General features: G+C 69.3%; 17 protein-coding genes. 6 read left to right on the forward strand and 11 right to left on the reverse strand.

The genetic code is table 11. The features are described 5' to 3' along the window. The first annotated feature begins 119 nt into the window (after positions 1–119). Positions 120–332 carry a DUF4287 domain-containing protein gene (locus HNR51_RS15010; protein WP_012453093.1) on the forward strand — a complete coding sequence of 71 codons (213 nt, stop codon included), beginning with the start codon at positions 120–122 and terminating at the stop codon, positions 330–332. Between the two features lie 73 nt (positions 333–405). Here the strand turns inward: HNR51_RS15010 and HNR51_RS15015 are convergent, their stop codons facing one another. The 4 genes from HNR51_RS15015 to HNR51_RS15030 form a co-directional block, all read right to left on the reverse strand. Then, positions 406–696, reverse strand: coding sequence for a hypothetical protein (locus HNR51_RS15015; protein ID WP_182555457.1), 291 nt, complete (start codon positions 694–696; stop codon positions 406–408). 27 nt (positions 697–723) lie between these two features. After that, entirely contained in the window at positions 724–1,041 is a 318-nt protein-coding gene (locus HNR51_RS15020; protein ID WP_012453091.1) for a hypothetical protein, read from the reverse strand. Positions 1,042–1,104: 63 nt separating this feature from the next. Beyond that, on the reverse strand, positions 1,105–1,332 hold the full coding sequence (locus HNR51_RS15025) for a hypothetical protein (protein ID WP_012453090.1): 228 nt from the start codon (positions 1,330–1,332) through the stop codon (positions 1,105–1,107). After that, a complete protein-coding gene (locus HNR51_RS15030; RefSeq protein ID WP_012453089.1) occupies positions 1,333–1,515 on the reverse strand; it encodes a hypothetical protein in 183 nt (60 codons plus the stop codon). Positions 1,516–1,871: 356 nt separating this feature from the next. Between HNR51_RS15030 and HNR51_RS15035 the strand changes: the two genes are divergently transcribed. After that, positions 1,872–2,087, forward strand: a complete 216-nt coding sequence (locus HNR51_RS15035; protein ID WP_182555458.1) for a hypothetical protein — start codon at positions 1,872–1,874, stop codon at positions 2,085–2,087. Positions 2,088–2,106: 19 nt separating this feature from the next. Here HNR51_RS15035 and HNR51_RS15040 read toward each other — a convergent pair whose 3' ends face one another. The 5 genes from HNR51_RS15040 to queE form a co-directional block, all read right to left on the reverse strand. After that, positions 2,107–2,970 carry a glycosyltransferase family 2 protein gene (locus HNR51_RS15040; RefSeq protein WP_182555459.1) on the reverse strand — a complete coding sequence of 288 codons (864 nt, stop codon included), beginning with the start codon at positions 2,968–2,970 and terminating at the stop codon, positions 2,107–2,109. A 102-nt stretch (positions 2,971–3,072) separates the two neighbouring features. Next, a complete protein-coding gene (locus HNR51_RS15045; RefSeq protein WP_182555460.1) occupies positions 3,073–3,810 on the reverse strand; it encodes a PIG-L deacetylase family protein in 738 nt (245 codons plus the stop codon). Positions 3,811–3,834: 24 nt separating this feature from the next. Continuing rightward, positions 3,835–4,554 (reverse strand): 7-cyano-7-deazaguanine synthase QueC, encoded by a 720-nt coding sequence (gene queC / locus HNR51_RS15050; RefSeq protein WP_182555668.1) that lies wholly within the window; start codon positions 4,552–4,554, stop codon positions 3,835–3,837. Positions 4,555–4,556: 2 nt separating this feature from the next. Further along, positions 4,557–4,913 (reverse strand): 6-carboxytetrahydropterin synthase QueD, encoded by a 357-nt coding sequence (gene queD, locus HNR51_RS15055; protein WP_182555461.1) that lies wholly within the window; start codon positions 4,911–4,913, stop codon positions 4,557–4,559. A 111-nt stretch (positions 4,914–5,024) separates the two neighbouring features. Continuing rightward, positions 5,025–5,657 carry a 7-carboxy-7-deazaguanine synthase gene (gene queE, locus HNR51_RS15060; protein ID WP_182555462.1) on the reverse strand — a complete coding sequence of 211 codons (633 nt, stop codon included), beginning with the start codon at positions 5,655–5,657 and terminating at the stop codon, positions 5,025–5,027. Between the two features lie 260 nt (positions 5,658–5,917). Between queE and HNR51_RS15065 the strand changes: the two genes are divergently transcribed. Together HNR51_RS15065 and HNR51_RS15070 are read left to right on the forward strand one after the other, a co-directional pair. Beyond that, the gene (locus tag HNR51_RS15065) at positions 5,918–7,417 is read left to right on the forward strand and encodes a D-alanyl-D-alanine carboxypeptidase family protein (RefSeq protein WP_012453082.1); all 1,500 of its coding nucleotides are present in this window, start codon (positions 5,918–5,920) and stop codon (positions 7,415–7,417) included. 286 nt (positions 7,418–7,703) lie between these two features. After that, entirely contained in the window at positions 7,704–8,831 is a 1,128-nt protein-coding gene (locus tag HNR51_RS15070; RefSeq protein ID WP_182555463.1) for a CobW family GTP-binding protein, read from the forward strand. Between the two features lie 146 nt (positions 8,832–8,977). Here the strand turns inward: HNR51_RS15070 and HNR51_RS15075 are convergent, their stop codons facing one another. Further along, entirely contained in the window at positions 8,978–9,661 is a 684-nt protein-coding gene (locus HNR51_RS15075; RefSeq protein ID WP_012453080.1) for a GntR family transcriptional regulator, read from the reverse strand. A gap of 383 nt (positions 9,662–10,044) precedes the next feature. Here HNR51_RS15075 and frc point away from each other — a divergent pair, with 383 nt between their 5' ends. Both frc and HNR51_RS15085 read left to right on the forward strand, forming a co-directional pair. Beyond that, positions 10,045–11,334 carry a formyl-CoA transferase gene (frc, locus tag HNR51_RS15080; protein WP_182555464.1) on the forward strand — a complete coding sequence of 430 codons (1,290 nt, stop codon included), beginning with the start codon at positions 10,045–10,047 and terminating at the stop codon, positions 11,332–11,334. Positions 11,335–11,471: 137 nt separating this feature from the next. Beyond that, positions 11,472–11,684 carry a hypothetical protein gene (locus tag HNR51_RS15085; RefSeq protein WP_063986975.1) on the forward strand — a complete coding sequence of 71 codons (213 nt, stop codon included), beginning with the start codon at positions 11,472–11,474 and terminating at the stop codon, positions 11,682–11,684. On the opposite strand, the gene HNR51_RS15090 is transcribed toward HNR51_RS15085, so the two are convergent. After that, a complete protein-coding gene (locus tag HNR51_RS15090; protein ID WP_182555682.1) occupies positions 11,666–11,944 on the reverse strand; it encodes a hypothetical protein in 279 nt (92 codons plus the stop codon). The two genes, HNR51_RS15085 and HNR51_RS15090, sit on opposite strands and share 19 nt — an antisense overlap. Positions 11,945–11,964: the final 20 nt, after the last annotated feature.

Raw genomic sequence — 11,964 nt, forward strand, 5'->3', positions numbered from 1 at the left:
CATCCGTGCCCGCCTGAACCTTGAGGCCTGAACCGAATCGACTTGTAAACAGCCGTTGCGATGCAGGCATTCGACGGGCAGATTGCCACTATTCAACGTCACATGAGGCTTGTGTCGCGGTGCCTGACGAGTCGATCAAGGGTCCAGCCTCATACTTCCCATCCATAGAAAAGAAGTACGGAAGGCCGATCGGCGATTGGCAGCAGATCGTGCGGAGCAAACTGCCGGCAAAGCACATGGAACTGGTGGCGATGCTCAAGGCCGAGCATGGACTGGGGCATGGGCATGCGAACGCAATCGTGGCGCATGTTCTGGCGGAGCAGAAAGGCTAACCCGCTTTCGATCTTCCCTCTTCGACCGGCTTTCCTAACCCCGATCCGGCGGGCGACGTCCGCCATGCACCCCCTATCGCTGCTCGTTCGTCGTGCCCGGGGCGGTCTCCCGGCCCGTGGTTCCGGGACCCGACGCGCCGTGCGTGCGCGGCTTGTCGGACAGCACGCCGGCGCCGTCGCGCGTGATGCCGCCGCTGCCCGGATTGGGGTTGGTGCTCTTGGCCGTACCGGTCTGGTCGTTGACGCCGGCATTGCCGAAGCTGCCGGCGCGTCCCGCGCCGCCGCCCGTCTCCTGAGCGGCGACCGGCAGAGGCGCCAGGACCGCGACCCCGAGCATTGTGGCGGCGAGCCTTCGTCCGTTCATCGCGGTCTCTCTTTGCGGGCTCGGCCCTCAGCGCTCGGGCTTGAAGCTCGGATCGCTGATGCGGCGCAGGTTCTCCGGCGGAGTCTCCGCCTCGGTGGCCTCGACCGACTCGACGCTGCCGCCGGCGATGGAATCGCGGCGGTCGAAGCCGGAGGCGGTGCGCGCCGTCTGGGCTTGCCAACTCGGATCCTCCTGCAAGGCGCGCTGGAGGTCGGCGGGGCGGGCGACGTCGAGGGGGCTGTCCTGGCCGAAATCCTGCCCGTTGCGGTCGGCGTAGGCATTGAAGTCGCGCAGGGATTCGTGCTCGGAACCGGCCTTACGGCCCTCGTTTCCTGTGTCGTCCATGGCTGTCCTCCTGACGGAGAGCGGCGCGGGCCGCTCGATCTCGGCTCGGCCCGGAGGCCGTGCTCAGTGGGAGCGGTCGGTGCGGTCGGGGGCGCGGCCCGTGCTGCTGTGGGTGTGATGCGCGTCGCGCTCACCGCCACCGCCGGAGACGCCCGACTTGGAATGGTTCGTCGGGCTACCGGGGGTCGGCCCGTGATCGGGCTCGACGAAAGGCTTCGAGCGGTCCTGATGGCTGCTGCCCGGCCCGCCATGATGGCGGTTGGTGCTGGGGTGCTTCGCGGATGTGCTCATTCAGCGATCCTGCTGGTAGCCCTGATGGGTGGTGTTGACCTTCGAGTTGCCGGCTTGGCCGATCTTGTCCGGGTCCTTGGTCTGGGAGGAGGACCGGCCCTGGGCGGTGGCGGTCTCGGGCGCGCTTCCCGGGCCCTTGTCGGAGCGGTTGGCCGGCGGAACGGGTGGGGGCTTGGTGGTCATCGAAACTCCTGAAGACTCAGGCGGCGTGAGATGTCCGGAAAACCAGCCGCATCTTGAAGAGTTCGCATCGAGGGCCGAAAACTTTTCCGGCACAGGCCGGGTCATCGCGCCGCGGAGCAAGGATATCGTGGGGCATAAGCGCGGCCTTGTGGGCGGCATTCATGCACGTAAGACGCATCAATGTTGATCAGGGTACGGCCTTGATCTGCGTGGGACGGAGCGCTCATGCCAAACAGCCTTGGGATGAGGTCTCGTCTACGCAGAACCGATCCGATTCCCGGTCATGGCCCCGGCTTGAACCATCGCCCGTCCGCGCCGGTTTCGCCGCGGAGCCGAACCATCGCGGAGATGACGACATGGCACGAGAGGGCGAAGACCGGGCGCAGGGGTTCGCCGGTGAGAGCGTGGCCGGCCGCCCCGGTGCTCCGAGCCTGAGCAGCCCCGACCACGCGGAGGCCGGCGACCGCAGCCCGAGCCACCGAAGCCTCACGGGCGGAGCCTCACCGCGGCCCGATCCGGGCCGCGAGGGAACGGGGAAGCGCGAGGCGAGCGATCCGCCCTCGAAGGGCTGATGGCCCTGGGGGCCTTGCGTCAGAACGGCCGGTCCGGCGGCACGCGGGCGGCGGCGATCTCGTCCGGGCTCGGGCCGCGCAGCAGGGTGATGTCGGGCTCGCGGTTCGCGTCGATCAGGCCGAGCCGGGCGAAGGCGTCGAGCCAGCCGTCCATCGGCCAGAGCCCGTGCCGGGCGCGGAAGCGGCGGGCGTTGCGGACGATGTCGACGAAGTGCTGGAGCGGCGGGTCGCAGGAGAGGTGGTGCTGGTGGAAGGCCGGCGGCGCACCCGCCAGCAGCACCGGCACGCCGATCTCTGCGGCACGGAAGGCGAGGTCGGTGTCCTCGGCGCCGTAGCCGTCATAGCCCTCGTCGAAGCCGCCGAGCCGGTCGTAGGTCGCAGCCCGCACCGCGAAGGCGAGCGACCAGAACAGACCGGGATTCGTCGTCTCGCGCACGCCGCTCGCCGGAAAATCCCGGGCCGGGTGGAGGAGGCCGGCCCGCAGCAGATCCGCCTCCTGCCAGCCATCCCGTACCGCGCCCGCGGGCAGATAGCGGATCGGCCCGCAGACCAGGGCATCGTGCGCCGCCGCCGCCGCGGACAGCGCCGGGACGAGGCCGGCGGAGGGGATGCAATCGACGTCGAGGAAGACGAGGACGTCGCCGGCGGCCGCCGCCCGACCGGCATTGCGCGCGGCGGCGAGCGGCAGGCCGGCGCTCGGGAAATCGACCCGCCGCAGCGGGAACGGCGTCTCCGGCAGCGGTTCGGGGGCGGGCCCCATCTCGACCACGACGCATTCGGCCGGGCCTTCGCCGGCGGCAGCCGCGCGGGCGAGCCCCTCGATCAGGCGCGCAAGGTGGGCGTCGCGCCCCTTGTTGAGCGTGACGACGCTGGTGGTGCTCACGGGGGTTTCCGGTCCGGGCCAGGCTTGAAGGTCATGCCCGTCCTGACAGCCTGAACCTGAAACCCGGATGAAGGGGCCGACGAAGAGGCCGACGAAGCGACCTCAGCGCAGGGCGATGTACCATTCGTGCGGGCTGCAGAGCCGGTCGATCATCGCCGGCTCCAACTGGAAGCCGGAGGGATCGTCCTCGATCAGGCCGGAGACCTGCGAGGCATGGGCCTCCACCGCCCGGCGCTTGGCCGCGCGCTCGCCCTCCACGGAGAGGCGAAACCCCTCCGGCGCCGGTCCGACCTCGCGCTCCGGCGGCAGGGTCCAGCCCCAGACCGGGTAGGCATAGGCCGCGATGCCGGGGAGCCGGGCGCGGGCGAGATCGACGATGGCCGCCGAGGCGGTGTGGTCGCAATGCGGATCGTGCCGCCACGTCACGAACAGGGCGCTCGCCCCGGCCGCGCGGGCGATGTCGGCGATCGCGTCGGCCGCCGCCTCGGCCTGCGGGCCCTCGCTCGGCACGCCGCCGTCGGGCAGGCGCAGGAAATGGACATGCTCGGCGCCGAGCCCGAGTTCGGCCATGGCCCGCACGGTCTCGGATTCGCGAAGATCCCGCAGGCGGTCGTGGGGATAGGCTTTGGAGTTCGGGTGCGAGCCGCAGCCGTCGCTGACGATGACGACGCGCACGGCGCGGCCCTCCGCAAGCGCCTGCACGATCAGTCCGCCGCAGCCGAGGCTCTCGTCGTCCGGATGCGGCGCGGCCACGACGAGGCCGCCCCCGTCCGGCACGAGGGTGGCGAGCGGGGCGACGGGCAGGCCCTTCACGGCCTCGAGGAAGGCATCGGCGCGCATGGCTCCTCCTGATCGGTTCTCGTCCTAGTCGGCTCTCGCGGCGAGATAGCGTGCAAATCCCTTGGCGCGCAGGTCGCAGGCCGGGCAGGTGCCGCAGCCATAGCCCCAGTCGTGGCGCTCGCCCCGGTCGCCGAGATAGCAGGTGTGGCTCTCCTCGACGATCAGATCGACGAGGGGCCGCCCGCCCAACGCCTCCGCGAGCGCCCAGGTCTGCGCCTTGTCAATCCACATCAGGGGCGTGTGCAGCACGAAGCGGCGCTCCATCCCGAGGTTGAGCGCGACCTGCAGCGCCTTGATCGTGTCGTCGCGGCAATCGGGATAGCCGGAAAAGTCGGTCTCGCACATGCCGCCGACGATGTGGCGCAGGCCCCTGCGATAGGCGAGCGCGGCGGCGAAGGTGAGGAAGGCGAGGTTGCGCCCCGGCACGAAGGTGTTGGGCAGCCCGTCCCGGGCGAAGGCGATGGCGCTGTCGCGGGTCAGCGCCGTGTCGGAGATCGCGCCGAGGGCCGCCAGGGACAGCGTGTGGTCCTCCCCGAGCCGGCGGCGCCAGCCCGGATCGAGGGCGGTCACGCCCCGCCGCAGGGCCTCGCGCCGGTCGAGCTCGACCCGGTGGCGCTGGCCGTAATCGAAGCCGAGCGTCTCCACATGCGGGAAGCGGTCGAGCGCCCAGGCGAGGCAGGTCGCCGAATCCTGGCCGCCGGAGAACAGCACCAGCGCACCCGCCTCCGCCGCCTCGCCCGCCATCGTCACGCGCCCTCGTACTCGGCCCAGGAATAGGGCGTCTCGAAGATCCGCACGCTCGCGAGCCCCGGGATCGCCGGCTTGGCGCGATGCCAGATCCAGGCCGCGATATGTTCGGCGGTGGGGTTTTCGAGCCCCTCGATCTCGTTGAGGCAATGGTGGTCGAGCTGCTCCAGCAGCGGCGCGAAGGCGCTCTCGATGTCGTAGAAATCGACGACCCAGCCCGTGGTCGGATCGACCGCGCCCGCCACCGTCAGCTCCACGCGGTAGGAATGCCCGTGCATGCGGTGGCAGCGGTGGGTCTCGGGCACGTTCGGCAGGCGGTGGGCCGCCTCGAAGGTGAAGGCCTGGGTGATCTTCATGGGATGGACGATTGTCCGCGGGACGCGGACCTCTCTCGAAACGATCGGCAAGGGGGGCTCGGAGCCGGATATGTCATCGCCGCGGGCAAAATGCACGCTCGCGCGACAGGATCATGGAATCCCGATGATCTTGTGCGTCTGGAGCGAGAGGCGCCAGCGGGCATCCGAGCGGCAATAGGCCACCGCCGCGGCGGTGTTGGCGGCGGCCTCCGGCCCGTCCATCGGCTGAAGGAAGCGGTGCCGGAAGGGCAGGTCCGCAAAACGCTCGGGAAGGGCCTCGGCCTGGGGAAAGACCAGCTTCAGCTCGTCGCCGGAGGTCTGGGCCAGCGGGTTGCCGGCCTTGGGGCTCACGCAGATCCAGTCGATGCCGGGCGGGGCGGGAAGCGTCCCGTTGGTTTCCACCGCCACCTCGAAGCCGCGGGCATGCACGGCGGCGATCAGGGCCTCGTCGAGTTGGAGCAACGGCTCGCCGCCGGTGAAGACGACGTAGCGGTTGGCCTTGCCGCCGCCCCAGGTCGCCGCGATCGCTTCGGCGAGCGCCTCGGCATCGGAAAAACGCCCGCCGCCCTCGCCGTCCATCCCGATGAAGTCGGTGTCGCAGAAACGGCAGGCGGCCTCCGCCCGGTCCTCCTCGCGGCCCGACCAGAGATTGCAGCCGGAAAACCGGCAGAACACAGCCGCGCGCCCGGCCTGGGCGCCCTCGCCCTGAAGGGTGTGGAAGAGTTCCTTGACCGCGTAGGACATCGAATTTCGTTTCGCGTACCGTGCCTTGCCTTTACCCCGATGTGTCCGGAAGCGCCAATGCGGGCGATTATCCGGGAGCAACCTCCCGTCGCAGCGCCGATCCCGTCGCCTCTGCCATGCTCTCGCCACGGAGGGCACGTTGATGACGCAGGATCCACGATCGAACCGGCCGGTGCTTCGTTGACGGACCGTCCGGCCACGGCAACGACATTCCTGATCCGCGGCGTCCCGCGCCCTCACACCCTTTCGAGATTGGCCCGATGGTGAAGCGTGTTTGGGGACGGCTGATCGGTTCGCTCGCCGCCCTCGGCCTGATGGCCGGGGCGGCCGCGGCGGTGACCGCGCCGATCCTCGTCGTCGACGCGGAATCCGGCAAGGTGCTCTACAGCCAGGGCGCGACCGATCCCTGGTATCCGGCCTCGATCACCAAGCTGATGACCACCTACGTCGCCCTCGACATGGTGCGGCAGGGCAAGGTCTCCCTCGACACGCTGCTCACGGTGTCCCCGGCGGCCGCCGCCGAGCCGCCCTCGAAGATGGGCTTCAAGCCGGGCACTCAGATCACCCTCGACAACGCCCTCAAGATCATCATGGTCAAGTCGGCCAACGACGTGTCCTGGGCGATCGGCGAGGGGCTCGGCGGCTCCGTCGAGGGCTTCGCCGACATGATGAACGAGACCGCGCACCGGATCGGCATGCGCGAGAGCCGCTGGTACAACCCCAACGGCCTGCCCGAGCCGCGGCAATGGACGAGCGCCCGCGACATGGCGATCCTGGCGCGGGCGCTGATGCGCGACTTCCCCAACCAGCAGGCCCTGTTCTCGATCTCGGCGATCCAGTTCGGCAAGTCGGTGATGGCCAACCACAACGGCCTGCTCGGGCGCTATCCCGGTGCCGACGGCATGAAGACCGGCTTCATCTGCTCGGGCGGCTTCAACGTGGTGGCGACCGCGACCCGCGGGGGTCGGCGGATCATCGCCGTGGTGATGGGCCAGCCGAGCGCCCGCGAGCGCGACATCAAGGCCGCCGACCTGTTCGATTACGGCTTCGGCCAGTCGGCGGGCTGGACCGCGCCGACGCTGGAATCGCTGCCGCCGTCGAACGTCGCCGCCCCGCCGGACATGCGGCCCTACATCTGCGACAAGCGCAAGCCGATGCCGGTGGACGAGGGCCCCGGCGCCCTGACCGCGAGCGGCCCCGGTGCCGACAGCGCCACGACGCAGCTCCTCGGCTCGGCGACGCCGGATGCCACCAATCTCGCCTTCGCCGCACTCGGCAATGCCAATGTCCGCGGCCGCACCCTGCCGCCGCGGGGGCCGCTGCAGCCGATCCCGGTCTGGATCGGCAGCAGCCCGACGGAAGGCGCCATGGCGCTGGCCCGCGAGGAGCAAGAGGCGCAGGCCGCCAAGCAGGCGGCCAAGCAGGCCGCGCTCGAAGCGGCCCAGCGCAAGCGCGCCGAGGCCAAGGCGGCCAAGGATGCGGCCCGCCAGGCCGCCTCGGAAAAGGCCGCCAAGGCCCGGGCTGCCGCGGTGACGGCACCGAAGCCCGCCGCGAAGACGGCGGCCAAGGACAAGGGTGCCGACAAGGGCGTGCCGGCGGCGACCAGCGCCTACACCTCGGTCGAAGCCGCCCCGAAGGCTGCGGCCAAGCCCGCCGCGAAGCCGGCGCACAAGCCGGCGGCCAAGAAACCCGAGACCAAGCCCGAGGCCAAGCCCGCCGCCAAGAAAGCGGACAAGAAGGCGAAGAACGACGAGTCGTAAGGGGTTTTCCCGGGCGCCCGGCATCGTCATATCAGCGCCGAGACACAGGCTGCGACATCTGCCGCGACCCTCTCCCCGCCTGCGGCAAGGGGGCGTCATGCCCCGTGCCGGGGCCTGACGCGGGGCGGGCAGTAGCCGAATTGGGGGCGTATCAGGAGGAGACTCATCCTGAGCCGCTCCTTCGCTGCGGCTCCGCTCCCGGCCCGCACGACAGGGGCAGGCCGGCCTTTCCCCGCGCAGCGGGAGAGGGGATGTCCGGCGATCAGACTTCGAAAGCCGTCCCACGATGTCCCACTCCGAACGACCCGGCCGCCCCGAGCCGATCCCGCTCACCGTGCTCACGGGCTTCCTTGGCGCGGGCAAGACCACGCTGCTCAACCGCCTGCTCGGCGATCCGGCGCTCGCCGACACGGTGGTGATCGTCAACGAGTTCGGCGAGGTCGGGCTCGATCACCTGCTGATCGAGACGGTAGACGAGGGGATGATCCTGCTGGGTGCGGGCTGCCTGTGCTGCACCGTGCGCGGCGACCTGATCTCGACGCTCGAAGACCTGCTGCGCCGCCGCGACAACGGCCGCATCAACCCGTTCCGCCGGGTCGTGATCGAGACCACCGGCCTTGCCGATCCGGCGCCGATCCTCCACGCGCTGATCTACCATCCCTATCTGGCGATCCGCTTCCAGTTGCAGGGAGTGGTCACCGTGGTCGATGCGGTCAACGGCGGCGGCACTCTCGACGCGCATCCCGAGGCCCTACGGCAGGCGGCGGTGGCCGACCATCTCGTCGTGACCAAGGCCGACCTCCCTGGCGCCGAGGCGGACGCGCTCACCCGGCGGCTCACGGCGCTCAATCCGGGCGCGCGGATCCACGGCCCCGACGTGCCGGCCGAGCGCCTCCTCGGCGGCCTGTTCGGCCTCGATGGCCGGGGAGCGAGCAAGGGCGAGGACGTGCGGGCCTGGCTCGGCGCCGAGGCGCACGAACATGATCACCATGCCCATGACCACGGCCATCACCACGGCCACCATCATCACGACGTGAACCGGCACGACGCGGCGATCCGCGCCTTCCATCTCACCAGCGACGAGCCCGTGCCGCGCCCGGCCTTCGAGATGTTCCTCGATCTCCTGCGCTCGGCGCACGGGCCGAAGCTGCTGCGCCTCAAGGGCCTCGTGGCGCTCGCCGACGACCCCGCGCATCCGGTGGTGGTGCACGGGGTGCAGCACGTCGTCCACGCGCCGGTGACGCTGCCGGCTTGGCCCGATGCGGATCACCGCTCGCGGCTGGTGCTGATCGTCCGTGATCTCGATCCGGCCTTCGTCCGACGGATCTGGGACGCCTTCCTCGGCAAGCCGGCCCCGGACACTCCGGACCGGACGGCTCTGACCGAGAATCCGCTGGCGATCCCGGGAGGGTAGAGCCTCATCCCGGCAGGCCGCTTCCGGTTCTCAGGAGAACGTGCCGCACAAAAGACGAAGGCCTCGTCCCGGATCCGGTATCCAGGGCGAGGCCTTCGGGACGCTGTTCTCAGGCCCGTCACGGGACGGGCGGCCGTTGGCGGCGATCAGTCGAGGTGGTCGCCGTAGCGCTGGACGTGGTCGGCGAGCCCGAGGCCGTGATCGCGCACGAGGCGTTCGGCGCGCTCGGCGTCGCGGGCCTCGAGCGCCTCGATGATCTGCACGTGCTCCTCGATCGATTTCGAGGCGCGGTCACCCTGACGGAGCGCCGTGTTGCGGATGCCGCGCACGTGCATCAGCAGGTTGCTGGTCAGGTCCTTGATCACCTCGCTGTGGCCGAGCGAGATGATCTTCTGGTGGAAGCGGATATTGGCTTCCGAGTATTCGCCGAGATGCTCGTAGGGCTTGCCGTCGAAGAACTCGGGGAAGGAGCGGCGCAGGCAGGCCAGATCCTCGTCGGAGGCGGCGGTGCAGGCCAGCCGCGCCGCCATGCTCTCCAGCGCCGCCCAGGCCTGGATCATGCCGACGATCTCGCGCTTCGTCTTCTTGACGACGAACACGCCGCGCCGGGGCTCGTTGCGCACGAAGCCTTCCTGCTCCAGCACCGTCAGTGCCTCGCGGATCGGCGTGCGGCTCACGCCGAGCGTTTGCGACAGGCCGCGCTCATCGAGCCGGACATCCCCGGACTGGCCGTAGATGTCCATGTTGGTGATGGCGGATTTCAGCGCCTCGTAGGCGAGCGTCCGAAGACTCGTCGCCGGAACGATCGGCTTGATCGAGAAATTTTCCATCGCTGCGGATCGACCTTGATGCCGATGGGAATGTGGGTCCGGGGATGGAGCATCGAGCCGTTCGAGCATGGCGCCTCGCCTCTGGGAAGACAAGCCGGCCGCACCCATGCGCCGGGCTTATGCCTCCGGATTCTGCTCACGAGCCCGTGCGGATCTTGAGCCGGAAACCCGAAAACGTTGACGTCTGGCATCTGGTATGCCAGAAAGAAACCTTGAAGTCGAGAGGACCGGCATTCGCTGGGCGCAGGGCAGCCTTCCTTGGATGAGCCCGGTGTGCGCCCTGTTCAAGACCGGAGCGGCTTCTCAACAGGGCGTTCGGGCCGACGCCATCGGCCGCGGGAGCGCTCGGACAACACGCCATTCTCCTGGGGAGGAGACCTGCGATGAGCAAGGCATCGGGCAAGGCACTCGAGGGTGTCCGCATCCTCGACTTCACTCACGTCCAGTCGGGGCCGACCTGCACGCAATTGCTGGCGTGGTTCGGCGCCGACGTGATCAAGGTCGAGCGGCCGGGCGCGGGCGACGCCACGCGCCAGCAATTGCAGGACCTTCCCGGCGTGGACAGCCTCTATTTCACGATGCTGAACCACAACAAGCGCTCGATCACGCTCGACGCCAAGAACCCGAAGGGCAGCGCCATCCTGTGGCGGCTCATCGCCGAGTGCGACGTGCTGGTCGAGAACTTCGCGCCCGGCGCGCTTGATCGGATGGGGCTGACCTGGGAGAAGCTTCAGGCCGCCAATCCGGGGCTGATCCTGGCTTCGGTGAAGGGGTTCGGGCCCGGCCGTTACCAGGATTGCAAGGTCTACGAGAACGTCGCCCAATGCGTCGGCGGGGCGGCCTCCACCACCGGCTGGCGCGACGGCGTGCCGATGGTCTCCGGCGCACAGATCGGCGATTCCGGCACCGGCCTGCATCTGGCGCTCGGCATCGTCACCGCCCTTTACCAGCGCACCCAGACCGGGCAGGGCCAGCGCGTCGATTGCGCCATGCAGGACGGGGTGCTCAATCTCTGCCGGGTGAAGCTGCGCGACCAGCAGCGCCTCGCCCACGGTCCGCTAATGGAATACAGCCAGTATGGCGAGGGCGTGCCCTTCGGCGAGGCGGTGCCGCGGGCGGGCAACGATTCCGGCGGCGGCCAGCCGGGCCGCATCCTCAAGTGCAAGGGCTGGGAGCAGGATCCCAACGCCTACATCTACTTCATCACGCAAGGGGCGGTCTGGGGCCCGATCTGCGACATCATCGGCGAGCCCGATTGGAAGACCGATCCGGCCTACGCCACGCCCAAGGCCCGCCTGCCGCATCTCAACGAGATCTTCACGCGGATCGAAGCCTGGACGATGAAGCACGACAAGTTCGAGGCGATGGACATCCTCAACGCCTACGAGATCCCGTGCGGGCCTATCCTGTCGATGCGGGAGATCGCCGAGGATCCGATGCTGCGGGCGAACGGCACGGTGGTCGAGGTCGAGCACCCGACCCGTGGCGCCTACCTGACGGTGGGGAACCCGATCAAACTCTCGGCGAGCCCGACCGAGGTCACGCGCGCGCCGCTGCTCGGCGAGCATACCGACGAGATCCTGCGCGAGGTGCTGGGCTGCTCCGATACCGAGATCGGCGACATCCTCGGTTCGGGCGCGGTCGGCGCTGTCCACCGGATCGCCGCGGAGTAGCGCGGGGCATTATTTTTCCGAGCGCATGACGTTCTGAACTTGATTTCCGGCTCGTTGGTATGCCAGATACCAAAGGGCATTCGCGCTTCGGCACGGCGGACGATACGTCCACGAGCCGGCAACCGGAGGATAGGGTGATGGCGCAGACCGCTTTCGACCACGCTCTGGCCGATCTGGTGGAGGCCTTCGGACATTACTCCGAGGCCGAGCTGCAGACTTTCCTCGACGCGACGCCGACGGAGCCGCGCATTGCGGCCTATCCCATCGGTGCGGTCATGCCCGATTGGCTGAGTGCGTCGAGCCCCGCTCTCCGCGAAACCTCAGCCGCGATTCAGGCGGCGCGGGCGTAACGCTCGGCGGTCTCGGCCGCTTCTCTGCCGCGGGCGGTCGGAGCGTCCTGCGTGGCGTCCGACACGGTCAGGCGGTCGGCCAGCTTGACGACGAACAGCGCCTGGAGGGCGCATAGGAACAGGAGAACGGCGAGCCAAGTGGCGAGCATGATGGTCTCCGGGTATGCGGACGGATGTTGCGGTGCGATGAGCTCGAGATAGTCCGTACTTTTTGGAATATGAAGTACAAAATACCAGATGCGGACATGCGTCACGCGCATGTGATGCCGCTCCGTGTCTG

This window comes from Methylorubrum thiocyanatum (assembly GCA_014138645.1).
GTDB lineage: Bacteria > Pseudomonadota > Alphaproteobacteria > Rhizobiales > Beijerinckiaceae > Methylobacterium > Methylobacterium thiocyanatum.

Excerpts from the sequence above, each read along its gene's own strand:
- HNR51_RS15070 (WP_182555463.1), top strand. The coding sequence starts at position 7,704 with ATGTCCCACTCCGAACGACCCGGCCGCCCCGAGCCGATCCCGCTCACC.
- HNR51_RS15035 (WP_182555458.1), top strand. The coding sequence starts at position 1,872 with ATGGCACGAGAGGGCGAAGACCGGGCGCAGGGGTTCGCCGGTGAGAGC.
- queC (WP_182555668.1), bottom strand. The coding sequence starts at position 4,554 with ATGGCGGGCGAGGCGGCGGAGGCGGGTGCGCTGGTGCTGTTCTCCGGC.
- queD (WP_182555461.1), bottom strand. The coding sequence starts at position 4,913 with ATGAAGATCACCCAGGCCTTCACCTTCGAGGCGGCCCACCGCCTGCCG.
- HNR51_RS15020 (WP_012453091.1), bottom strand. The coding sequence starts at position 1,041 with ATGGACGACACAGGAAACGAGGGCCGTAAGGCCGGTTCCGAGCACGAA.
- HNR51_RS15085 (WP_063986975.1), top strand. The coding sequence starts at position 11,472 with ATGGCGCAGACCGCTTTCGACCACGCTCTGGCCGATCTGGTGGAGGCC.
- HNR51_RS15075 (WP_012453080.1), bottom strand. The coding sequence starts at position 9,661 with ATGGAAAATTTCTCGATCAAGCCGATCGTTCCGGCGACGAGTCTTCGG.
- HNR51_RS15025 (WP_012453090.1), bottom strand. The coding sequence starts at position 1,332 with ATGAGCACATCCGCGAAGCACCCCAGCACCAACCGCCATCATGGCGGG.
- HNR51_RS15015 (WP_182555457.1), bottom strand. The coding sequence starts at position 696 with ATGAACGGACGAAGGCTCGCCGCCACAATGCTCGGGGTCGCGGTCCTG.
- HNR51_RS15030 (WP_012453089.1), bottom strand. The coding sequence starts at position 1,515 with ATGACCACCAAGCCCCCACCCGTTCCGCCGGCCAACCGCTCCGACAAG.
- frc (WP_182555464.1), top strand. The coding sequence starts at position 10,045 with ATGAGCAAGGCATCGGGCAAGGCACTCGAGGGTGTCCGCATCCTCGAC.
- HNR51_RS15045 (WP_182555460.1), bottom strand. The coding sequence starts at position 3,810 with ATGCGCGCCGATGCCTTCCTCGAGGCCGTGAAGGGCCTGCCCGTCGCC.
- HNR51_RS15090 (WP_182555682.1), bottom strand. The coding sequence starts at position 11,944 with ATGCGCGTGACGCATGTCCGCATCTGGTATTTTGTACTTCATATTCCA.
- queE (WP_182555462.1), bottom strand. The coding sequence starts at position 5,657 with ATGTCCTACGCGGTCAAGGAACTCTTCCACACCCTTCAGGGCGAGGGC.
- HNR51_RS15065 (WP_012453082.1), top strand. The coding sequence starts at position 5,918 with ATGGTGAAGCGTGTTTGGGGACGGCTGATCGGTTCGCTCGCCGCCCTC.